Annotated in this window: 16 protein-coding genes; 8 read left to right on the top strand and 8 right to left on the bottom strand. The window is 71.5% G+C overall.

All coding sequences use genetic code 11. From position 1 onward, the window contains the following. Positions 1 to 5: 5 nt before the first annotated feature. Positions 6 to 1,016, bottom strand: a complete 1,011-nt coding sequence (locus ACGH7X_RS32335; RefSeq protein ID WP_399897487.1) for a bile acid:sodium symporter family protein — start codon at positions 1,014 to 1,016, stop codon at positions 6 to 8. Between the two features lie 158 nt (positions 1,017 to 1,174). Here ACGH7X_RS32335 and ACGH7X_RS32330 point away from each other — a divergent pair, with 158 nt between their 5' ends. Further along, positions 1,175 to 2,056, top strand: a complete 882-nt coding sequence (locus tag ACGH7X_RS32330; protein ID WP_399891915.1) for a LysR substrate-binding domain-containing protein — start codon at positions 1,175 to 1,177, stop codon at positions 2,054 to 2,056. Here the strand turns inward: ACGH7X_RS32330 and ACGH7X_RS32325 are convergent. Further along, entirely contained in the window at positions 2,035 to 3,012 is a 978-nt protein-coding gene (locus ACGH7X_RS32325) for an Lrp/AsnC family transcriptional regulator (protein WP_399891912.1), read from the bottom strand. The genes ACGH7X_RS32330 and ACGH7X_RS32325 overlap by 22 nt on opposite strands. Before the next feature lie 122 nt (positions 3,013 to 3,134). Between ACGH7X_RS32325 and ACGH7X_RS32320 the strand changes: the two genes are divergently transcribed. The 3 genes from ACGH7X_RS32320 (at position 3,135) to ACGH7X_RS32310 (ending at position 7,608) form a co-directional block, all read left to right on the top strand. Next, on the top strand, positions 3,135 to 4,649 hold the full coding sequence (locus ACGH7X_RS32320) for an MFS transporter (protein WP_399891909.1): 1,515 nt from the start codon (positions 3,135 to 3,137) through the stop codon (positions 4,647 to 4,649). A 215-nt stretch (positions 4,650 to 4,864) separates the two neighbouring features. Beyond that, positions 4,865 to 6,691, top strand: coding sequence for an AMP-dependent synthetase/ligase (locus ACGH7X_RS32315; protein WP_399891906.1), 1,827 nt, complete (start codon positions 4,865 to 4,867; stop codon positions 6,689 to 6,691). Positions 6,692 to 6,774: 83 nt separating this feature from the next. After that, positions 6,775 to 7,608, top strand: a complete 834-nt coding sequence (locus tag ACGH7X_RS32310) for an aldo/keto reductase (RefSeq protein ID WP_399891903.1) — start codon at positions 6,775 to 6,777, stop codon at positions 7,606 to 7,608. A gap of 66 nt (positions 7,609 to 7,674) precedes the next feature. Here the strand turns inward: ACGH7X_RS32310 and ACGH7X_RS32305 are convergent, their stop codons facing one another. The 3 genes from ACGH7X_RS32305 to ACGH7X_RS32295 form a co-directional block, all read right to left on the bottom strand. Further along, positions 7,675 to 8,376: an SDR family oxidoreductase gene (locus ACGH7X_RS32305; RefSeq protein WP_399891900.1), complete on the bottom strand. Its 702-nt coding sequence runs from the start codon at positions 8,374 to 8,376 to the stop codon at positions 7,675 to 7,677. A gap of 98 nt (positions 8,377 to 8,474) precedes the next feature. Further along, positions 8,475 to 9,404 carry a class I SAM-dependent methyltransferase gene (locus ACGH7X_RS32300; protein ID WP_399891897.1) on the bottom strand — a complete coding sequence of 310 codons (930 nt, stop codon included), beginning with the start codon at positions 9,402 to 9,404 and terminating at the stop codon, positions 8,475 to 8,477. A 160-nt stretch (positions 9,405 to 9,564) separates the two neighbouring features. Continuing rightward, positions 9,565 to 11,304 carry a cellulose 1,4-beta-cellobiosidase gene (locus ACGH7X_RS32295; RefSeq protein ID WP_399891895.1) on the bottom strand — a complete coding sequence of 580 codons (1,740 nt, stop codon included), beginning with the start codon at positions 11,302 to 11,304 and terminating at the stop codon, positions 9,565 to 9,567. A 513-nt stretch (positions 11,305 to 11,817) separates the two neighbouring features. Here ACGH7X_RS32295 and ACGH7X_RS32290 point away from each other — a divergent pair. Together ACGH7X_RS32290 and ACGH7X_RS32285 are read left to right on the top strand one after the other, a co-directional pair. Next, on the top strand, positions 11,818 to 14,739 hold the full coding sequence (locus tag ACGH7X_RS32290) for a glycoside hydrolase family 48 protein (RefSeq protein WP_399891892.1): 2,922 nt from the start codon (positions 11,818 to 11,820) through the stop codon (positions 14,737 to 14,739). Positions 14,740 to 14,984: 245 nt separating this feature from the next. Next, positions 14,985 to 17,648 (top strand): cellulose binding domain-containing protein, encoded by a 2,664-nt coding sequence (locus ACGH7X_RS32285; RefSeq protein WP_399891889.1) that lies wholly within the window; start codon positions 14,985 to 14,987, stop codon positions 17,646 to 17,648. A 45-nt stretch (positions 17,649 to 17,693) separates the two neighbouring features. Here the strand turns inward: ACGH7X_RS32285 and ACGH7X_RS32280 are convergent, their stop codons facing one another. Further along, positions 17,694 to 19,580, bottom strand: a complete 1,887-nt coding sequence (locus ACGH7X_RS32280) for a rhamnogalacturonan lyase (RefSeq protein WP_399891886.1) — start codon at positions 19,578 to 19,580, stop codon at positions 17,694 to 17,696. 37 nt (positions 19,581 to 19,617) lie between these two features. Next, positions 19,618 to 20,586, bottom strand: coding sequence for a helix-turn-helix transcriptional regulator (locus tag ACGH7X_RS32275; RefSeq protein ID WP_399891883.1), 969 nt, complete (start codon positions 20,584 to 20,586; stop codon positions 19,618 to 19,620). Positions 20,587 to 20,625: 39 nt separating this feature from the next. Here ACGH7X_RS32275 and ACGH7X_RS32270 point away from each other — a divergent pair, with 39 nt between their 5' ends. Beyond that, positions 20,626 to 21,105, top strand: coding sequence for a hypothetical protein (locus ACGH7X_RS32270; protein WP_399891880.1), 480 nt, complete (start codon positions 20,626 to 20,628; stop codon positions 21,103 to 21,105). Continuing rightward, the gene (locus tag ACGH7X_RS32265) at positions 21,102 to 21,569 is read left to right on the top strand and encodes a hypothetical protein (protein WP_399891877.1); all 468 of its coding nucleotides are present in this window, start codon (positions 21,102 to 21,104) and stop codon (positions 21,567 to 21,569) included. The genes ACGH7X_RS32270 and ACGH7X_RS32265 overlap by 4 nt, the downstream gene beginning before the upstream one ends. Here ACGH7X_RS32265 and ACGH7X_RS32260 read toward each other — a convergent pair. Then, entirely contained in the window at positions 21,538 to 22,296 is a 759-nt protein-coding gene (locus ACGH7X_RS32260) for a class I SAM-dependent methyltransferase (RefSeq protein ID WP_399891874.1), read from the bottom strand. The genes ACGH7X_RS32265 and ACGH7X_RS32260 overlap by 32 nt on opposite strands. Between the last annotated feature and the right edge of the window lie 2 nt (positions 22,297 to 22,298).

Below are 22,298 nucleotides of genomic sequence, written 5' to 3'. Positions count from 1 at the left end.
CCCGTTCAGCCGGAGCGGCTCCCCGTGCCGACCGCGGTGCGCGCGGGGGCGGCGGAGTCCTCGGGCGGGACCGCCTGCGGATCGTGCGACCGGCGCTTGGCGATGACCGCGCACACCATCAGCTGCATCTGGTGGAAGAGCATCAGCGGCAGCACGGCCAGTGAGGCGTGGGCGCCGAACAGGACGCTCGCCATGGGCAGTCCGGCGGCCAGTGACTTCTTGGACCCGGCGAACTGGATCGCGATCCGGTCCTCCCGGCCGAAGCCCAGGCCCTTCGCGCCGTACCAGGTCAGGAGCAGCATCACGGCGAGCAGTACCGCCTCCACTGCCAGCAGCCCGGCCAGCCGGACCGGGCTGACCTGGTGCCAGATGCCCTCGACCATGCCCTCACTGAAGGCGGTGTACACGACGAGGAGGATCGAGCCGCGGTCGACGAGTTGGAGGACCTTCTTGTGCCGGGCGACGAAGCCGCCGATCCACCGGCGCAGCAGCTGTCCGGCGACGAACGGCACCAGCAGTTGCAGCACGATCTTCACCACCGAGTCGGCGGAGAACCCTCCCCCGCCGCTGCCCAGCAGGGCGGCGGCCAGCAGCGGTGTGACGACGATGCCGACCAGGGAGGAGAAGGACCCGGCGCAGATGGCGGCGGGCACGTTGCCGCGGGCGATGGAGGTGAAGGCGATCGACGACTGGATGGTCGACGGGACCAGGGTGAGGAAGAGCAGGCCCTGGTAGAGGGGGTCGGTCAGGAACACCGGGACCAGACCGCGGGACGCGAGGCCGAGCAGCGGGAAGACGACGAAGGTGCAGGCCAGCACGGTGACGTGGAGCCGCCAGTGCCGCACGCCGTCCATCGCCTCACGGGTGGAGAGCCGGGCGCCGTAGAGGAAGAAGAGGAACGCGATCGCGCCGGTGGAGGCGCCGGAGGCGACGTCCGCGCCCGTGCCGCGGGCCGGCAGCAGCGCCGCGAGGCCCACCGTGGCGAGCAGCAGCAGGATGTACGGGTCGATCGGCATCCAACGCGGCGGGCGTAGGCGTTTCACGGTGCTCCACTTGCTCGTTCGTTCCGTTCACGGGGGTCGCGGGTCCCCGCTCCATCGTGCTCTCTCACTCCGCGATCGGGAATCCCGTATACCGCTCTGACTGTCATCACGTTCCGCGATAGCCTGCGGGCATGTACGACCCCTCCCATCTGCGTACGTTCCTGTCGGTGGCCCAGACGCTGAGCTTCACGCAGGCCGCCCGGCGGCTCGGGCTGCGCCAGTCGACGGTGAGCCAGCACGTGCGTCGGCTGGAGGACGCCACCGGACGGCAGCTGTTCAGCCGTGACACCCACTCCGTGGAGCTGACGGAGGACGGCGAGGCGATGCTCGGGTTCGCGCGCCGGATCCTGGAGGTGCACGAGCAGGCGACGGCCTTCTTCACGGGCACCCGGCTGCGCGGGCGGCTGCGGTTCGGGGCGTCCGAGGACTTCGTGCTGACCCGGCTGCCGGAGATCCTGGAGGGTTTCCGGCACGACCACCCAGAGGTCGACCTGGAGCTGACGGTGGAGCTGTCGGGCACGCTGCACGAGCAGCTGGGGGCCGGGAAGCTGGACCTGGTGCTGGCCAAGCGGCGGCCGGAGGACCCGCGTGGGCAACCGGTGTGGAGTGACCGGCTGGTGTGGATCGGCGCGCGGCGGCTGCGCCTGGACGCCGACCGCCCGGTGCCGCTCATCGTCTATCCGCCGCCGGGCATCACCCGCGCGCTGGCCTTGGACGCGCTGCAGCGGCAGGGCAGGGAGTGGCACGTCGCGTGCACCAGCGGCAGCCTGAACGGCCTGATCGCGGCCGCCCGCGCGGGCCTGGGCGTGATGGCGCACTCGCGCGGCCTCGTCCCGCCCGGCCTCGTACGGGTGCCGGACCGGGCGGGCCTGCCCGAGCTGGGCCGCGTCGACTTCGTGCTGGTGCACGGCCGGCGCCGCCCCTCGGCACAGGGCGCCGCCGACGCCCTGGCGGCGGCGATCCTGGCGGGCGGCGACCGGCTGCACCGGCCTCAGCGCACGGGCCTCGGATAGGTGAGCTGCTTGACCCGGCGCAGGAACGGGGACGCCTCCACGTGCTGGACGCCCTCCAGCCGGCCGAGCGGACCGCTGAGGTAGGCGTAGAGATCGGCGGTGCTGCGGACGACGGCGGTGGCGATGATGTTGGACGGACCGGCGGTCGCGGCGGCGTGGGCGATCTCGTCGTGTGCGGCGAGCGCCTCGCCGACCCGGTGGAGGGCGGCCGGACTCGTGGTGAGCCACAGGACGGCGGCGGTGGGGTAGCCGAGGATCTCGGAGTGGTACTCCACGTCGATGTACACGGCTCCGGAGGCGAGCAGCGCGGCCAGGCGGCGTTTGACGGCGGACTCTGAGCGGCCGGTGACGCGCTGGAGTTCGGGGTACCCCGCGCGCCCGTCGCGTTCCAGCACGGCGAGCAGCGGCTCGTCCTCGGGCTCGATGCGGGCGGCCCCCGGCGAGGGCGGGACCGCCTCGGGCCGCAGCGCCGCGACCTGGTCGTCACCGAGCACCCGGAACTTGCGGAGCCAGCCGCTGGGCCCGCCGTAGAAGCGGTGCAGGATCTGGTGGGCGTGGATCTCCAGGACGCGCGGGGTGCGCGGCAGCTTGCCCAGGAGCAGGTCGTCCCGGTCGCCCGCGCTGCGCGGCCGGGTGCCGAAGATGACCTCCGTGCCGCCCGCGGCCAGCCCGATCCAGTTGGTGTCGGGGCGCTTGGCGAGGGCGTCCGCGATGGGAAGGGCGCTGTCGGGGACGCAGCGCAGCCGCAGCGTCCAGTGGTCCTGGCCGAGCCGCTCGGGGTCCCGGACGGCGACCACCCGCAGCCCGCCCTCGGCGCACAGCCTGCGGTAGCGGCGGGCGACGGTCTGGTCCGAGACGCCGAGTACCGCCCCGATGCGGCTGAAGGAGGCGCGGCCGTTCACCTCCAGGGCGTCCAGCACGCGCAGGTCGAGTTCGTCGAAGGTGTCGGATTCCATCCTCAAGGCGGACCATCCCATCGAGTTCCGTCACGCAGGCGCCATGGACCAGGCCATTCGGCCGGGTTCGACCCATCGTACGGAGACACAGAGACTCGTAGCACACAGGAAGAAGACAGAACATGCGTACATGGGGGCCGCTCACGGCGGTGTGCCTCGGGACGTTCATGCTGCTGCTGGACGTGACGATCGCGGTCGTCGCGCTGCCGGACATGGCCCGGGGGCTGGACGCGTCGCTGAGCGATCTGCAGTGGGTGATGGACGGCTACGCGCTGGCGCTGGCCGCGCTGCTGCTGGGGCTGGGGGCCGCCGCCGACGTACTGGGGCGACGCCGGGTGCACGTGGCGGGCGTGGTGCTGTTCGCGGCGGCCTCGCTGCTGTGCGGGCTGGCCACCGGGCCGGGGATGCTGGTCGCCGCGCGCGGGCTGCAGGGGGTGGGCGCGGCGGCGATGTTCGCCACCACGCTGCCGCTGCTCGGCTCGGTCTACCAGGGGCGCCGTCGGTCGATGGCGCTCGGGGTGTGGGGCGCGGTCAGCGGGGCGGCGGCGGCCGTGGGCCCGGTGCTGGGCGGGCTGCTCACCGACGGCCCGGGCTGGCGCTGGATCTTCTGGGTGAACCTGCCGGTGAGCGTGGCGGCGGTCTGGCTGACGCTGCGCGTGGTGCCGGAGTCGCGCGGGGCGATCGGGCGCCGCGTGGACTGGGCGGGTACGGCGGCCTTCGCGGCGTTCGCCGCCGCGCTGACGTACGGGGCGGTGCGGGCCGGGTCGCACGGCTGGACGGAGGGCGGCACCCTCGCCTCCTTCGCCCTCGCGGTGGTGGCGCTGGGCGGCTTCGTCGCCGTGGAGCGGCGCGTCGCCGATCCGCTGCTCGATCCGCGGCTGTTCCTGCGGCCCGCGTTCTCGGGCGTGATGCTGGGCGGGCTGGCCTTCAACGGGGCGGCGTTCGGCGTGATGGCGTACACCTCCATATGGCTGCAGACGCTGCTCGGGATGAGCCCGGTGCGGGGCGGGCTCGTGTTCGTGTGGCTGTCGCTGGCGTCGTTCCTGGTGGCCGCGGCGGGCGGACGGCTGCTGCACGGGGTGCCGGCGCGGCTGACGATCGGCGGCGGGCTGCTGCTGATCGCGGCGGGGCAGTTCTGCATGGCGTTCCTGGACGCCTCCTCGAGCGCGTCCTCGCTGGTGCCGGGGCTGCTCCTGGTGGGCGTCGGCACGGGCCTGGTGTCGCCCGGCATCGCGGGCGCGGCACTGGCGGCGGTGCCGCCGGAGCGGGCCGGCATGGCCGGGGGCGCGGTCAACACCTTCCGGCAGCTCGGGTACGCGCTCGGCATCGCCGTGTTCGGCACGGTGCTGACCTCGCGGATGGAGGGCACGCTGCCGCACGACGCGGCGCACGGTCTGGCGGGCGGTGCGGCGGGCGCCCTGCGGGGCGTGTTCGGGGAGCACACGCTGCGGGCCGCGTTCGCCTCCGGACTGAACGCGGCCGCGGTGGCCGCGGGCGCGGTCGCGGCGGTCGCCGGGGTGCTGGTCCTCGTACTGGTCAGGGCCGACCGCGGGGGCCGAGACGCCGGAGTGACGGATTCCGCGACGGACACACTGAAGGAGGAGAAGGCCGCTCCGCTGTCCCCGTACCGGGGGTAAGCGGGTCGTACAGATTCGGTGGAGATTACGGCACCGAAACTTGCTCAACCCTCAGGAAACTGTCCGACCCTTCCCCATGTGAGCGCATTTCCACTCGCTGACCAGCGCGAACATGAGCCCTGTTCGATTTTGGCACCCCTCCCGTCCACGCGCCGGGTGGGGTAGCTTTCACCGCGCTGTGCGGGGGGCGTCACCAGAAATGCGGGGAGCGGGGTTTGCGCGAGTTCACCAGTCCTCCGTTGACGTTGGCACCACCGGTGGGCGGTCTGGCCGACGTCGTCTTCCAGCATGCCCAGGAGGATCCGCGACACATCGCACTCGGCCGCAAGGACGACGCGGGGCAGTGGCGGGACGTCACCGCCGGGGCCTTCCGCGACGAGGTGCTGGCCCTCGCCAAGGGACTGCTGGCTCAGGGCATCCGCTTCGGCGACCGGGTCGCCATCATGTCCCGCACCCGCTACGAGTGGACGCTCTTCGACTTCGCCCTGTGGACGATCGGCGCCCAGGTGGTCCCCATCTACCCGACCTCCTCGGCCGAGCAGTGCATGTGGATGCTCTACGACGCCGAGGTGACGGCCGCGGTCGTGGAGCACGAGGACCACGCGATGACGATCGCCACCGTCATCGACCGGCTGCCGCACCTGCGCGGCCTGTGGCAGCTGGACTCCGGCGCCGTCCAGGAGCTGTACGACGCGGGCGCGCACCTCGAAGACGAGGTGGTCCACCGGCACCGCAAGGCGGTCACGCCGGACTCGGTCGCCACCATCATCTACACCTCGGGCACCACCGGCCGGCCCAAGGGCTGCGTCATCACGCACGGCAACTTCATGTACGAGGCGGACACGGTCATCGAGCGCTGGGAGCCGGTGTTCCACTCCAAGCGCGGCGACGAGGCGGCGACGCTGCTGTTCCTGCCGCTCGCCCACGTCTTCGGCCGGATGGTGGAGGTCGCGGCGATCCGCGGCCGGGTCCGCTTCGGCCACCAGCCGCAGCTGAACGCCGCCGCGCTGCTGCCCGACCTGGCCGCCTTCAGACCGACCTTCATCCTGGCCGTGCCGTACATCTTCGAGAAGGTGTTCAACGCCGCCCGGCGCAAGGCCGAGAAGGAGGGGAAGGCCGGTCCCTTCGAGAAGGCCGTCGACGTGGCCGTGAAGTACGCGGAGGCGGTGGAGGCGAAGGCCTGGGGCATCGGGCCCGGCCCGTCGGCGGGGCTGCGGATGCAGCACCAGCTCTTCGACAAGCTCGTCTACACCAAGGTGCGGGCCGCGATGGGCGGACGCATCCGCAACGCCATGTCGGGCGGCTCGGCGATGGACCGGCGCCTCGGCCTGTTCTTCGCGGGCGCGGGCGTGCAGATCTACGAGGGCTACGGACTGACCGAGTCCACGGCCGCCGCCACCGCCAACCCGCCCGAGCGCACCCGCTACGGCACCGTCGGGCAGCCCGTCCCGGGCGTCACCGTGCACATCGCGGACGACGGCGAGATCTGGCTGAACGGCGACAACGTCTTCGAGGGCTATCTGAACAACCCGAAGGCCACCGACGAGACCCTGCACGACGGCTGGCTGGCCACCGGTGACCTGGGCGCACTGGACGAGGACGGCTACCTCACCATCACCGGCCGCAAGAAGGAGATCCTGGTGACCTCCGGCGGCAAGAGCGTCTCCCCCGGTCTGCTGGAGGAGCGCGTCCGGGACCACCCGCTGGTCAACCAGTGCATCGTCGTCGGCAACGACCGGCCCTACGTCGCCGCCCTCATCACCGTCGACCAGGAGGCGGTCGAGCACTGGCTGACGATGCGCAACAAGCCGCGGATGTCCCCGGCCGACCTGGTGCACGACGCCGACCTGGAGACGGAGGTGCGGCGCGCGGTCGTGGCGGCGAACACGCTCGTGTCGCAGGCCGAGTCGATCCGCACCTTCCGCATCCTCGCCCAGCCGTTCACCGAGGAGCACGGGCTGCTGACGCCCTCGCTGAAACTGAAGCGCAAGGCCATCGAGAACGCCTACGGCACCGAGGTCGAGGCGCTTTACAGAGCGTGAGTTCCACGGTCAGGAATGCGTCGGAGCTCGTGATCGTTGACGATATGAGTACCACCTGACCACAACCGAAGGATCAAGAGCTCGTGAGCAGCAAGGTCCCCCCGATCATCCTGAACAACGGCGTCGAGATGCCCCAGCTGGGCTTCGGCGTCTGGCAGGTGCCGGACGCCGAGGCCACCACGGCCGTCGGCCAGGCGCTGGAGGCCGGGTACCGCAGCATCGACACAGCGGCGATCTACGGCAATGAACAGGGCACCGGCAGGGCGATCGCGGCCTCCGGGCTGGCCCGAGAGGACCTCTTCGTCACCACCAAGCTGTGGAACAGCGACCAGGGGTACGACACGACCCTCCGCGCCTTCGACGCCTCACTGGCGAAGCTGGGCCTGGAGTACCTGGACCTCTACCTCATCCACTGGCCCGTACCGGCCAAGGAGCGGTACGTCGACACGTACAAGGCGTTCGAGAAGCTGCTCGCCGACGGCCGGGTCCGGGCCATCGGCGTGTCCAACTTCCTGCCGGAGCACCTGGAGCGGCTGACCGCCGAGACGTCGGTGATCCCGGCCGTCAACCAGATCGAGCTGCACCCGCACCTCCAGCAGCACGCCTCGCGCGAGGTGCACGCGGAGCAGGGCATCGCCACCGAGGCCTGGTCCCCGCTCGGCTCCGGCAAGGGCATCCTGGACATCCCGGCGATCGTCGCGATCGCCCAGAAGCACGGGCGCACCCCGGCCCAGGTCGTGCTGCGCTGGCATCTCCAGCTGGGCAACGTGGTGATCCCGAAGTCCGTGACGCCGTCCCGGATCAAGGAGAACATCGACGTGTTCGGCTTCACCCTGGACACCGAGGACCTCGCGGCGATCAGCGCGCTGAACGAGGACCGGCGGCTGGGTTCGGACCCGGCGGAGGTCAACTCCTGAACGGTGCCGCACACGGGAGGGGCCCGGCCGCGCGTCCGGCCGGGCCCCTCCCGTGTCCCGTGTGGGTCAGTTGGGCTGCCCCAGCGGTCGTACGACCACGGTGTTGACGTCGACCCCGGCGGGCTGGGTCATGGCCCAGACGACCGAGTCGGCGATCTGGTCGGCGGTGAGCAGTTCGCCGGGCGGCAGGCCGCCGGTGCCGTCCCAGAACGGGGTCTCCACCCGGCCGGGCGCGATGAGCGTGACGCCCACGCCCCACTGCGTCACCTCCCGCCGGGTGTTCTCGGCGAGCCCCGTCACCGCCCACTTCGTGGCGCCGTAGATGTTGCCCGGCGTGTTCACGAAGCCGGCGACGCTGCCCACCAGCACGATCCGCCCCCGTGTCTCCTTGAGCGCGTCGATGGAGGCCCTGATCAGCAGGGCCGGGCCGAGCACGTTGGTCAGCACCATCTCGGTCCAGCCCGCCGGGTCGCCCTCGGCGACCGAGTCGTGGGTGGCGAACCCGGCGTTGGCGACGACCGTGTCCAGGCGCCCGAACTCCTTGAGCGTGGCCTCGACCGCCGAGGTCACCTGTGCGTGCTCGGCGGCACTGCCCTGAATCGTCAACAGGCCCTCGGGGTCGCCGAGTTCCGCGCCGAACGCCCGCAGCCTCGCCTCCCCGCGCCCGGTGACGGCCACCCGCTGCCCCGAGTCCAGCAGCCGCCGGGCGACGGCGGCACCGATGCCGCTGCCGCCACCGGTGATGAGCGTGACCGGCGTGTCGGTCATGGTTCCCCCTGTGTCTGTACTTTGTCGGTGTCTGTACTCGTCTCTCACGAACGGGGGGAGTCCATCATTTCGAGCGCTCTCGAAGTCAAGCCCCCGCGTCAGACCGGCCGTACCGCCGTGTAGACGGTGTGCGCCACCAGTACGAACAGGTCCTGGCGCCGGTGCACGCCCGCCTCGTCCGCGGGGTCGAGCAGCCGGTCCAGGGTGGCGCGGTCATCGGCGGCGAGACTCTCGCCGATCCGCTCGCGCAGCCGGGACAGTGACGTGGCGACGTAGTCGCGGGCCGCGTCGGAGACGGGCGCGGGCAGGTCGAGCAGGAAGCTGCGGGTGCCGGTGTGCTTCAGCCCGGCGGCGGTCAGCATCGCGGGCCAGTTCTCGGTCTCGGCCACGGAATCCGGCAGGTCCGCGCGCATCTCGGCGAACGCGTCCTCCTCCGCGGCGCGGATCCTGGCCTGGAGACCGGGGCGCCCGATCCCCATGTCGCGGGGCAGGAACCGGGCGGGCAGTCCGCCCTCCAGGATCGCCAGGGTGCCGCCGGGCGCGAGGTGCCCGCCGAGAGCGGCGAGCGCCGCGCGCTGGTCGGGCAGATGGTGCAGGCTCTGGCTGGCCCACATCAGGTCGGCGGGGTAGTCCAGCTCGGACAACGCGCCGGGCAGGTCCCCGGCGAGGGTGCCGAAGCGGTCGCCGAACCCGAGCCGCTCGGCACGGGCGCGAGCCCGCTCCAGGAGCGGTGCGGCGCCGTCGGCGGCGACGACGCGGGCGCCGGGGAAGGTGTCGGCGAACAGGCAGGAGACGACGCCGGGTCCGCTGCCGACGTCGACGACCAGGCCCGGGTCGGTCACCTCCCGGGCCAGCCAGGTCGCGGCCTGCCGGTACAGCGGCGTGTACAGCTCGGCCTGCGCCTCGAGGTGCGGGGCCATCTCGGCCCAGTCGATGTCGGCGTGGTCGTGCGTGTGCCCGTGCCCGTGTCCGTGGCCCTGTTCGTGGGCGGGGTCGTGGGTGTCGTGGTGATGGTGGTCGTGCGCCATGCTGGTCAGCCTCCCGTTCGCGGTGCCGCCAGGGTGCGACGACTCACCGGCCGGGTGCAACAGATGTTGCCGCTCCCGCAAAAAAGAGGAGGCCACCGGGGCCCGGCCCGCAGGGACCGGACCCCGACGGCTCACCCGCGCCACGCGCGCGGGAATCCGCTCACGACAGGGGCGGATAGGCGTTCTTCATGAGCTCCTGGAACTGCGCGGAGAACCAGGCCCCGGAGATCGGGGCGTCGGGCAGGGCGCCCGACATGTTGTTGCCGTTGCGCTCGTTGCCCGTGTAGGTGGGGTCGCACATCCGGTCGAAGCCCTTGCCGTCCGGGTTGTCGATCAGCTTGCTGGAGCCGTCGGACTCCCCCGGGGGCTTCATCCACACGTACGCGTCGATCCCGGCGGCGGGGCTGGCCTGCGGGCGTTCACCGAGGCCGGCTCCGGACTGGTTGCACCAGTTGCCGAGGTGGATACGGCGGTCGTAGCGCCCGCCGTCCACGTAGGCGTTCACGTCGGTCGTCGCGCCCGGTCCGGTGGGCCGGTCGGCACCGCCCCAGCCGTTGCGGGAGGTGTCGATCAGCATGCCGAGGTTGGTGTCGAAGCCGATCGAGACCAGCTTGTCGCGCATGGCCTGGGCGTAGGACTGCTCGTCGGTGTACTGGTTCCAGTCGACCCACGAGGACTGGCGCACGGAGGTCCCGTTCACCGAGTCCGTGATCTTGAAGTTCTCCTCCTTCAGGGCGCTGTAGTTGGCGGTGTTGACGATGAAGCCGTGCACGTCGTCGACGGTCGCCCCCTCGGTGGTGGCGGCGGTCTTGAACATCTCGGCGGAGGGGCCGAAGTTGCTGTCCCAGCCGAGCCAGCCGTGGTGGCCGGCGTCGACGTAGTTGTAGACGTTGCCGACGTCGCCGAGCTTGTTCAGGGCGTAGCCGACGCCCTTCTGGTAGTTGCCGTTGGCCTTCATCACGTCGCAGTTCTCCGTGACGGTGGGCCGCCCGGAGACGTTGGTGATCAGGTTGGGCAGCGAGTCGATCTCGACCGTGGTGACGATCCGGAGGTCCGCGTACTTCGAGTCGGCGAGGATCTCGGCGATCGGGTCGATGTACTCGGTCTTGTACCGGTCGATCTCGGTCGGGCCCAGCTCGCCGTTGGAGGCGAGGGCGGCGCAGTCGCGTCCCGGCAGGTTGTAGATGACGAGCTGGATCACCATCTCGCCGGAGCCCTTCTGCTCCAGCGCGGCGTCCAGGTGGTCGCGCAGGCCCATGCCGCCGTTCGCACCCTCGATGGCGGCGATCCGGTCGAGCCACACACCGGTCGGCTCGTCGGCGATGCGGTCACCGCCGGGTTCGGCGGCGGCGTTGGCGGACCACTCGGGGTTCACGTAGACCTGGGCGCCGTCATAGGGGTTGTCCACCCGGTCGCCCGGGCCGGTGGGGTCGGTCGGCGGATCGGTCGGATCGGTGGGCGGGTCCGTCGGGTCGGTCCCGCCGTCGACGTTGCAGGTCACGCCGTTGAGGGTGAAGGTGGCCGGGACGGCGTTGCTGCCGCTGTAGGTGCCCTGGAAGCCGAAGCTCGTCGAACCGCCCGTGGACAGGGTGCCGTTGTAGGACTCGTTGGCCACGGTGACGGCGGCACCGCTCTGACTGACCTTCGCGTTCCAGCTGTTGGTGACCTTCTGGCTGCCGGCGTACGTCCACCCCAGCGACCAGCTGGACGTGGCGGCACCGTTGTTGGTGACGGTCACGGCAGCGGTGAAGCCGCTTCCCCAGTCGTTCTGCACCTTGTAGTCGACGGTGCAGGCGGCGGCCGCGGCTCCGGCGCTCGCGGAGTGGGCGGCCAGGGCCGTGCCCGAGGCGCCGGCGACCAGCGTCAGGGCAGCGAGCATCGCGGTTCTGGTACGGGTCATGAGTGCGGGTTCCTTCTTTCGTGGGGGTGCGGGTGCGGTCGTCCCGGGCCGCGCGTCCATCGGCGCGGCCCGCTGCCGATCGGCATGGGGGTGCCGTCGTGATCGGAGGTCAGGAACGGCCCACGGGCAGGCTGGAAGCGCCCGGGGGAGGTACGAGCCGGCACGCCGGCCGACGACGCGTCGGACAGGCCGCGGCTGCGGCTAAAAGTCCTGAACGCGGAAGGTGGAACGGGGGGTGTCGCATGAGCGACTCCTTGCAGTTCGGGCGCGCCGTGACGGACGCGTCGACTGATGGAACCGCTCCCACTGGTGCAGCGAAGGTAGCGCCAAGTGACGGCAAAGAACAGAGGAGTTACTGACTTTCTCTCAGCCGGACCTGTCGAATCTTTTCGACTCTTCACACATCTTGACCGCCCAGGGTGCTCTCCCCACTATGGGAGCGCTCCCACTGGTTCAAGGCTTGTTGCTCCTCCCCCACTCCCCCTCCCCGAGCCGCAAGGAGGAACCAGCACCATGCACTCAGGACACAGACGCAGACGTCGCACCGCGCGACGACTGTGGACCGCCGCGCTGGCGGCCCTCGCGCTACCCCTCACGATGCTGGGCACAGGTTCAACTCCGGCCCAGGCGGCCGCACTTCAGTGCAGCGTGGACTACAAGACCAACGACTGGGGCGCCGGCTTCACCGCGGAGCTGACGCTCACCAACCGGGGCTCGGACGCCATCGACGGCTGGACGCTGACGTACTCCTACGCGGGCGACCAGAAGCTGGCCAACGGCTGGAACGGCACCTGGGCCCAGTCCGGCCGGAACGTCACCGTGAAGAGCGCCTCGTACAACGCGCGGATCGCCGCCGGGGCCGCCGTCTCCACCGGCGGGCAGTTCACGTACAGCGGCAGCAACGCGGCGCCGACCGACTTCGCGGTCAACGGCACCTCCTGCGTCGGCGCGCACCAGCCGCCGATCACCGTGCTGACCAGCCCGGAGGCGGGCGCGGTGTACTCGCAGGGCGAGGCCGTGCCGCTGGCGGCCACGTCGGCCGCGGCCGACGGAGCCACCATCAGCAAGGTGGAGTTCTACGACGACGCCACCCTGCTGGGCACCGACACCAGTTCGCCCTACACGTACTCCGCTGCTGGCTTGACCGTGGGCAGTCATTCCCTGGTGGCGAAGGCCTACGACAGCATGGGCGCCTCGGCGGACTCGACTCCGGTCGGCATCACGGTCGCCTCGGGACCGGCCGTGGTCGCCTCGCCCGGCCAACTGGGCGTTCAGCAGGGCGGGTCGGGGACCTACGAGGTCAAGCTCTCGAAGCAGCCGACCGCGAACGTGAGCGTCACGACCGCCCGCGCGAGCGGCAACACCGGCCTCTCGGTCACGGGCGGGGCGAGCCTCACCTTCACCCCGTCGAACTGGAACACCGCCCAGGAGGTGACCGTCTCCGCCAACGCCTCGGGCAGCGGCTCGGCGGTCTTCGAGTCGACGGCCCCCGGCCACGGCAAGGCCGCGGTCACCGTGACCCAGCTGGCCGCCGCGAAGGACTACGACGCCCGCTTCCTGGAGCTGTACGGCAAGATCACCGACCCGGCCAACGGCTACTTCTCGCCCGAGGGCATCCCGTACCACTCGGTCGAGACGCTGATCGTCGAGGCGCCGGACCACGGGCACGAGACCACCTCCGAGGCGTACAGCTACCTGCTGTGGCTCCAGGCCATGTACGGCAAGGTGACCGGCGACTGGGACAGGTTCAACAACGCCTGGGAGATCATGGAGACGTACATGATCCCCACCCACGCCGACCAGCCGACCAACTCGGCGTACAACGCCACGAAGCCGGCGACCTACGCACCCGAGCTGGACACGCCGAACGAGTACCCGGCGCCCCTGGACGGCGCGGTCTCCGTCGGCCCGGACCCGATCGCCGGTGAGCTGAAGTCGGCGTACGGCACGGACGACGTCTACGGCATGCACTGGCTCCAGGACGTCGACAACACCTACGGCTACGGCAACTCGCCCGGCAACTGCGAGGCGGGCCCGTCGGACACCGGCCCGTCGTACATCAACACCTTCCAGCGCGGCGCGCAGGAGTCGGTGTGGGAGACGGTGCCGCAGCCGACCTGCGACGCGTTCAAGTACGGCGGTGAGAACGGGTATCTGGACCTGTTCACCGGTGACGCGTCCTACGCGAAGCAGTGGAAGTTCACCAACGCCCCGGACGCCGACGCGCGGGCCGTGCAGGCCGCGTACTGGGCGGACATCTGGGCCGGCGAGCAGGGCAAGGCCGACGAGATCTCCTCGACCCTGGACAAGGCCGCGAAGATGGGCGACTACCTGCGCTACGCCATGTTCGACAAGTACTTCAAGAAGATCGGCAACTGCGTCGGACCGTCCAGTTGCCCGGCCGGCACCGGCAAGGACTCCTCGCACTACCTGCTGTCCTGGTACTACGCCTGGGGCGGCGCGGTGGACACCTCGGCGGGCTGGGCCTGGCGCATCGGCTCCAGCCACACCCACGGCGGCTACCAGAACCCGCTGGCCGCGTACGCGCTGAGCACCGACGCCGACCTGAAGCCCAAGTCGGCGACCGGCGCGTCCGACTGGGCCAAGTCCCTGGACCGGCAGGTGGAGTTCTACCGCTGGCTCCAGGCCGACGAGGGTGCCATCGCGGGCGGCGCGACCAACAGCTGGGCAGGCCGGTACGGGACGCCGCCGGCCGGTACGCCGACCTTCTACGGCATGTACTACGACGAGAAGCCGGTGTACCACGACCCGCCGTCCAACCAGTGGTTCGGCTTCCAGGCGTGGTCCATGGAACGCGTCGCCGAGTACTACCAGCAGAGCGGTGACGCCGACGCCAAGGCCGTACTGGACAAGTGGGTCGACTGGGCGCTGTCGGAGACGACGGTCAACCCGGACGGCACCTTCCGGATCCCGTCGACGCTCGAGTGGTCGGGGCAGCCCGACACCTGGAACGCCTCGTCGCCGGGTGACAACGGCGACCTGCACGTCACGGTCGCCGACTACACCAACGACGTCGGTGTGGCGGCGGCGTACGCCAAGACCCTGACGTACTACGCCGACCGCTCGGGCGACACGGAGGCGGCCTCGACCGCCAAGGCGCTGCTCGACGGCATGTGGGAGAACGACCAGGACGCGCTCGGCATCGCCGTCCCGGAGACCCGCGCCGACTACAACCGTTTCGACGACGGGATCTACGTTCCGAGCGGCTGGAGCGGCACCATGCCGAACGGCGACACGATCGACGAGTCGTCGACCTTCGCCTCGATCCGCTCCTTCTACCAGGACGACCCGGCCTGGTCGAAGATCGAGAGCTATCTCCAGGGCGGCGCCACGCCCACGTTCACGTACCACCGGTTCTGGGCCCAGGCGGACATAGCCCTCGCCATGGGTTCGTACGCGGAGCTGCTCGAATAGTCCCCGCGAAGCGCTCCGCGGGTGGGCGGTTCTTCGGCTGCCGGCCGGTACGTGGCTGGTCGCGCTCGCGCGGCGGTAGCCGCACCTCGACGCAGCCCCGCTTCCCTTCGGGGCGCTTGACGGCTCCGTGTGCACGGTCTCGTCACCGGACGACGGGACCAACCGACCGGGCGGCCCCTGTTCACGTCTGGGGCCGCCCGGTCCTCGCATGTGTTCTGCTCCTGACGGAAGGACGGTTCCCCACCGTGCGAAGAACCCGGATCCTGACCGTGCTGTTGGCCCTCGCGGCCGGTCTTCTGGCGGGCAGCCCGCCAACGGCGCTGGCAGCCGACGCGCCGAAGGCGGCCGTGGCCGCCGACAGCTACACGTGGAAGAACGCGCGCATCGACGGGGGCGGCTTCGTCCCCGGCATCGTGTTCAACCGCGCCGAGAAGAACCTGGCGTACGCCCGCACCGACATCGGCGGCGCCTACCGCTGGCAGGAGTCGTCCCACACCTGGACGCCGCTGCTCGACCACGTCGGCTGGGACGACTGGGGTCACACGGGCGTGGTGAGCGTCGCCTCCGACTCCGTGGACCCCGACCGGGTGTACGCGGCCGTCGGCACGTACACCAACGACTGGGACCCGACGAACGGCGCGGTGCTGCGCTCCGCCGACCGGGGCGCGAGCTGGCAGAAGACGGACCTGCCGTTCAAGCTGGGCGGCAACATGCCGGGCCGCGGCATGGGCGAGCGCCTGGCCGTCGACCCGCACGACAACGACGTGCTGTACCTGGGGGCGCCCAGCGGCCACGGCCTGTGGCGCTCCACCGACGCGGGCGTCACCTGGTCCGAGGTGACGGCCTTCCCGAACCCGGGGAACTACGCGCAGGACCCGAGCGACACCTCCGGCTACGCCTCCGACAACCAGGGCATCACCTGGGTCACCTTCGACGAGTCGACGGGCAGCGGGGGGACGGCGACGAAGACCGTCTACGTCGGGGTCGCCGACAAGGAGAACGCCGTCTACCGCTCGACGGACGCGGGCGCGACCTGGGAGCGGCTGGCGGGCCAGCCCACGGGTCACCTGGCCCACAAGGGCGTCCTGGACGCCGAGAACGGCTACCTGTACCTCGCCTACAGCGACACGGGCGGCCCGTACGACGGCGGCAAGGGCCGGCTGTACCGGTACGCGACGGCGACGGGCACCTGGACGGACATCAGCCCGGTCGCGGAGGCCGACACCTACTTCGGCTTCAGCGGCCTGACCGTCGACCGGCAGCATCCGGGGACGGTGATGGCGACCGCGTACAGCTCGTGGTGGCCGGACACGCAGATCTTCCGTTCGACGGACAGCGGCGGCACGTGGACGCAGGCGTGGAGCTACACGTCGTACCCGAACCGCGAGAACCGCTACACGATGGACGTCTCCTCGTCCCCGTGGCTGACCTGGGGCGCGAACCCGACCCCGCCCGAGCAGACGCCGAAGCTGGGCTGGATGACGGAGGCGCTGGAGATCGACCCGTTCGACTCCGACCGGATGATGTACGGGACGGGCGCCACGATCTACGGCACGCAGGAGCTGACCGACTGGGACGACGAGGGCGGCACGTTCGCCATCGAACCCATGGTGCGCGGCCTGGAGGAGACGGCCGTGAACGACCTGGCGTCACCCCCCTCCGGCGCCCCGCTGCTCAGCGCGCTGGGCGACATCGGCGGCTTCAGGCACACGAGCCTGACCGAGGTGCCGTCGATGATGTACACCTCGCCGAACTTCACCTCCACCACGAGCCTGGACTTCGCGGAGGCGAACCCGGACACGGTGGTCCGGGCCGGCAACCTCGACTCGGGCCCGCACATCGCGTTCTCCACGGACAACGGCGCCAACTGGTTCGGCGGCACCGACCCGTCGGGGGTGAGCGGCGGCGGTACGGTCGCGGCGGGCGCGGACGGCAGCCGCTTCGTGTGGAGTCCGGAGGGCACCGGTGTGCAGTACACGACGGGCTTCGGCACGTCATGGCAGGCGTCGACCGGCATCCCCGCGGGCGCGGTCGTCGAGTCCGACCGCGTGGACCCCGCCACCTTCTACGGCTTCAAGTCCGGGAAGTTCTACGTCAGCACGGACGGCGGCGCGACCTTCACCGCCTCGGCCGCGACCGGCCTGCCCGCCGGTGACAGCGTGCGCTTCAAGGCGCTGCCCGGCGCCGAGGGGGACGTCTGGCTGGCCGGCGGGGCGGCGGACGGCCCGTACGGCCTGTGGCACTCGACGGACGGCGGCGCGACCTTCACCAAGCTGGGGAACGTCGACGCGGCCGACACCGTCGGCTTCGGGAAGGCCGCTCCGGACGCCTCCTACCAGACCCTCTACACCAGCGCGGAGATCGGCGGCGTCCGCGGCATCTTCCGCTCCACCGACAAGGGTGCCACCTGGACCCGCGTCAACGACGACGCCCACCAGTGGGGCTGGACCGGCGCCGCCATCACCGGTGACCCGCGCGTGTACGGCCGGGTGTACGTCGCGACCAACGGCCGGGGCGTCGTCTACGGCGACACGGCGGGCGGCGACGGCGGCACCGACCCGGGACCCGGGCCCGATCCGACGCCCACCGGCGCCTGCGAGGTCACCTACACGGTCACGAACCAGTGGTCCGGCGGCTTCCAGGCGGACGTCCGGCTCACCAACACCGGCACGTCGGCCTGGAACGGCTGGTCCCTCGACTGGTCGTTCGCCGGCGGCCAGCGGGTGACCCAGATGTGGAACGCGGAACACACCCAGTCCGGCACGTCGGTGACGGCGAGGAACGTGGCCTGGAACAAGGGCGTCGCCCCCGGCGCCTCGGTGAGCTTCGGCTTCACCGGCGACTGGTCGGGGGCGAACGCGGAACCGGCCTCGTTCACGCTGGGCGAGGGGAGCTGCGCGGTCGGCTGAGCCGAGGGTGGGGCGTGCACCGGCGGGTGCACGCCCCACTCTTGTTCACGGCGTGTAGACCGTCGGCCTCGGTGCGGTGGCCATGCCGCCGCCGATGAAGAAGCTCGGGTGCGGAGGCTGGTTGTACGCGGTGTTCTGCCACGCCAGAGCCGTGCGGTACTGGGTGTCGTGGAGGAGGGTCGTGATGCGGGTGTCGGTGTCGTAGGGGGTGGAGTAGACGCGCAGGGCCGTGTTGTTGGACGTGCGCCAGACGACCTCCTCGCGCCAGTCGCCGAGGATGTCGCCCGCGAGGACCGGGGTGGCCTTCGTGCCGTTGTTGGAGGCGACGCCGGAGCCGGTGAGCAGGCGGGTGTCGCCGGAGGTGCCGTACTTGTCGACGTGGGTGCCGTCGAGGAGTTCGCGGACGGGGTCGCCGTCCCACCAGGACAGGAAGTTGGCGCTGGAGGGCTTGCGGCTGTTGACGACCGTGCCCTTCGGGTTGCGGATGCCGCTCTCGGCCGACGACCAGGACTCGGCGCCCGCGCTGCCCGACCAGATGTCGCCGGAGACGCCGCGGCCGTTGTCGCCGCTCGCGCCGGTGGACCAGATGATCTGGCCGGTGCGCGCGTCCGCCATCCAGGACGAGGGCTTGGAGCCGTCCTCGTCGACCTTGAACTCCTCCAGGCCCGCGCGCGAGGGGTCGAGGTCGCCGACGTGCATGGCGTCGCCGTGGCCGTTCCTCGTGGTCCACAGGGCGTAGCCGTTGTCGTCGACGGCCATCGCGCCGTAGACGATCTCGTCCTTGCCGTCGCCGTCGACGTCCGCGACGGAGAGCTGGTGGTTGCCCTGACCGTCGTAGCCCTTGCCGCTGTTGGTGGAGGAGTTGGTGTCGAAGGTCCAGCGGCGGGTGAACTGGCCGTTCCGCCAGTCCCAGGCGGCGATCACCGAGCGCGTGTAGTAGCCGCGCGCCATGATCACGGAGGGCCGGGAGCCGTCCAGGTACGCCGTGCCCGCCAGGAAGCGGTCGACGCGGTTGCCGTAGGAGTCGCCCCAGGAGGAGACCGTGCCGCGGGCGGGGACGTAGTCGACGGTGCCCATGGCCTTGCCGGTCTGGCCGTTGAACATCGTCAGGTACTCGGGTCCCGACAGGACGTAGCCGGAGGAGTTGCGGTGGTCCGCGGAGGAGCTGCCGATCACCGCGCCGGTGCCGTCCTTGGTGCCGTCGGCGGTCTTCATGGCGACCTCGGCCTTGCCGTCGCCGTCGTAGTCGTACACCTGGAACTGCGTGTAGTGGGCGCCGGAGCGGATGTTGCGGCCCAGGTCGACGCGCCACAGCCGGGTGCCGTCGAGCTTGACGCCGTCGACGATGGTGTTGCCGGTGTATCCGGACTGGGAGTTGTCCTTGGCGTTGGTCGGCTGCCACTTGAGGACGAAGTCGAGCGCGCCGTCGCCGTCGAGGTCGCCGACGGAGGCGTCGTTGGCCTCGTAGGTGTAGGAGACGCCGTCGGGGGTCGTGCCGCCGGACGGCGGGCTGATCGGCACGTCCTTGTAGCCGGCGCGGAACTGGATCGCGTGGACCGAGTCGCCCTGCTCGGTGCCGTTCACGACCGCGCGGACGGTGTAGTCGGCCTGGGAGGGGGCGCCGGCGTGGAAGTAGGTGGTGGAGCCGGTGATCGGGCTGGAGTTGACCTTCGTGCCGGCCCGGTAGACGTTGAAGGAGACGTTGTCGGGGTCGGTGCCCAGCCAGCGCCAGCTGACCAGGTTGCCGGCGTCGGTGTGGACGCTGACCACGCCCCGGTCGAGGGCCTCGACCTGCCGTGCGGTGGCGGCCTCGGCGGTGTCGGGGGCGAGCGTCGTCAGACCCGCGCCGACGAGCCCCGCGGCTGCCAGGGCGGCGGCCAGGGCGAGCGGGCGTCTGCGTTGCGTGTGGGGACGGGTGTGGGGGTGCCTCACGGGACGAACCTCCTGAAGGACGGACGGGTTCCGCCTCTCAGTCGCCGCCGGGGGCGGCCGGGTTGCCGTATCTCTCGACGAGTTGCGCCGCGGTGCGGGCGATCCTCGTCCGCAGTTCGGCGGGCTCCAGCACCTCGATTCCGGCTCCGAGGCGCAGGAACTCGCCGTGGGCGTGGTCCATGGACTCGACGGGAACCGTCGCCCGGGTCCAACCGTCCGGATCCGGGCGCCCGTTCGCCCGCACCGCCTCGCCCGCCGGGCCGGTGAGCGTCACGCCGGGGGCCAGCCTGACCACCGCCCGGTCCCGGTGCAGCCGACCGTGGAACTCGCGCTGGTACGCCGTCCAGTACGCGGCGAGGTCGAAGCCGGAGGGGCGGGTGAAGTCCGTGCCGGCCGAGGTGAGGTCGAGGATCTGATCGACGCGGTAGGTGCGCGGTCCGGGGCCCGCCACGACGTACCAGCGGCCCGCCTTGAGGACCAGTCCGTACGGTTCCAGGCGGCGCTCCACGTCGGTGGGCTCACGCCAGCGTCGGTACGTCACGTGCAGCACGCGGTGGTTCCACACGGCGTCCGCGACCGCCGGCAGGTACGGCGTCCGGTCCGAGTCCGCGTACCAGCCGGGGGCGTCGAGGTGGAAGCGGTCGCTGATCCGGTCGGCGTGGGCGCGCAGCTCCGCCGGCAGGGCCGCGCGCACCTTGAGCTGGGCGGCGGCCAGGACTCCGCCCAGGCCCAGCTCGGCGGCGGGGCCGGGGACGCCGGCCAGGAAGAGGGTCTCGGCCTCGGCCGCGGTGAGGCCGGTCAGGCGGGTGCGGTAGCCGTCGAGGAGTCGGTAGCCGCCCGCGTGGCCCGCGTCGCCGTACACCGGGACTCCCGCGGCACCGAGGGCCTCGACGTCCCGGTAGACCGTGCGGACGGAGACCTCCAGTTCGTCGGCGAGCTGGGCGGCGGTCAGCCGGCCGCGGGTCTGGAGGAGCAGGAGGATGGAGACGAGCCGGCTGGACTTCACTGACACAGGATGTCAGGGAAGCGGTCGTAGCGTCCCCGCATGCCCTTCGCAGAGAAGCTCCTGACCGTTCCCCCGCCGCTGGAGGTCGCCGGCCGCCGGATCAAGCGCTACCACGTCACCTCGGACCCGGCGGGCATCGCTCCCGAGGTGGAGAAGGCCGCGTACGCGATCCTGCCCGAACTGCTCCCCGAACCGGACGGCACACCCCCGGCGACCTTCGTCGTGCTGCATCGGGGCGGCGACGACGGCGCCTACCTCAACGCCTACAGCTGGGTGTGGGACAACGTCCTGCACTTCCGTGGCGCGGCGGCCGGCCAGCCGGCTCTCGGCTGTCCTGACCGGGATCCCGCGCACTTCGTCACGCCGGACCTGCCGTGGATCGGCTGCGTGTGGGAGCTGCCGCCGATCCTGCACGAGCGCGACGCCTGGGTGCGGCACGTGCTGGCCCCCGAGTCCCCGGACCTGAACGCCTATCTGACCGACGCCCTGCCCGAGGGCACCACGGGAGACCACCGATGAGCAGCGCCCACGACTTCGACTTCCTCCACGGCGACTGGGAGGTCCGCAACCGGCGCCGTGCCGACTTCCTCGACCCGCGAAGTGGCTGGGAGGAGTTCTCCGGCACCACCCGGTGCCGGCCGTTGTTCGGCGGAGCGGCGAACGTCGACGAGATCGACATGCCCCGTCTCGGCTCCCAGGGGATGACGCTGCGGCTCTTCGACCCGGAGAGCCGTCGATGGTCGCTGTACTGGTCCTCCAGCCGCACCGGACGCCTGGACCCGCCCGTGACCGGTCGTTTCGAGGGTGGCCGGGGCGAGTTCCTGGGCGAGGACACCCACGACGGCCGGGACGTGCGGGTGCGGTTCGTGTGGTCCGGCTGCCGGGACACGGCCGCCCGCTGGGAGCAGGCGTTCTCCGTCGACGACGGGGAAACCTGGGTGACCAACTGGATCATGGAGTTCGGCCGGCCCGCGACTTCGTGAACGCCGCGAGCGTGAACACCGGGTCGGGCCGGGGCCGGTCCTGGTCCGGCAGGGCGGCGAGCCGGGTGGCGAAGTCCTCCGCGAGCGGCTCGCCCGGCGGCAGCGTGACGAACCAGCCGCGCCGCAGGTCCGCGACGGTGCGGCGGGGGCTGCGGCCCTGGCCGTGGCCGGTGAAGCGGGCCCGTCCGGCCGGGGTCAGACCGTGCGCGCGGGCGTACGACTCGACGAGGCGGGCGGCGTCGTGGGCGGTACTGGGCGGGCGGGTGGCGAGCACGGCGTCGATGTCGCTGCCCACGTTGTGCGAGGCGCCCTTGTCCACCGTGGTCACGTACACGCCGCCGGGCCGCAGGACGCGGGCGCACTCGCCGACGATCGCCCGCACGTTGTCGGCGCCGCCGGCGAGGTGCAGCAGCCACACGCTGGTGACGGCGTCGAACTCCCCGTCCCGGAAGGGCAGTCGGCGGCTGTCGGCGCGCACGACGGCTCCGGGCAGCCGGGCGGCGGCGCGCCCGGCCATGGCGGGGGCGAGGTCGGCGCCCACAACGCGCAGACCCTCCCGTGCGGCGGCGAGCCGCCGGGTGACGATGCCGGTGCCGCAGGCCACGTCGAGCAGGCTGCGCGCCTGCCCCGGCACCAGGCTCAGCACGGCCTCCGCGGCAGCCTCCGCGCGGGGCTCGCCGCCGCGGGACGCGTCGTACCGTTCGGCTTCCTTGTCGTAGTCGAGCACAC

Origin of the sequence: Streptomyces sp. BBFR51, assembly GCF_044591655.1 — a bacterium.
Classification (GTDB): Bacteria; Actinomycetota; Actinomycetes; order Streptomycetales; family Streptomycetaceae; genus Streptomyces.
This window is presented reverse-complemented; position numbering and strand designations above follow the sequence as displayed.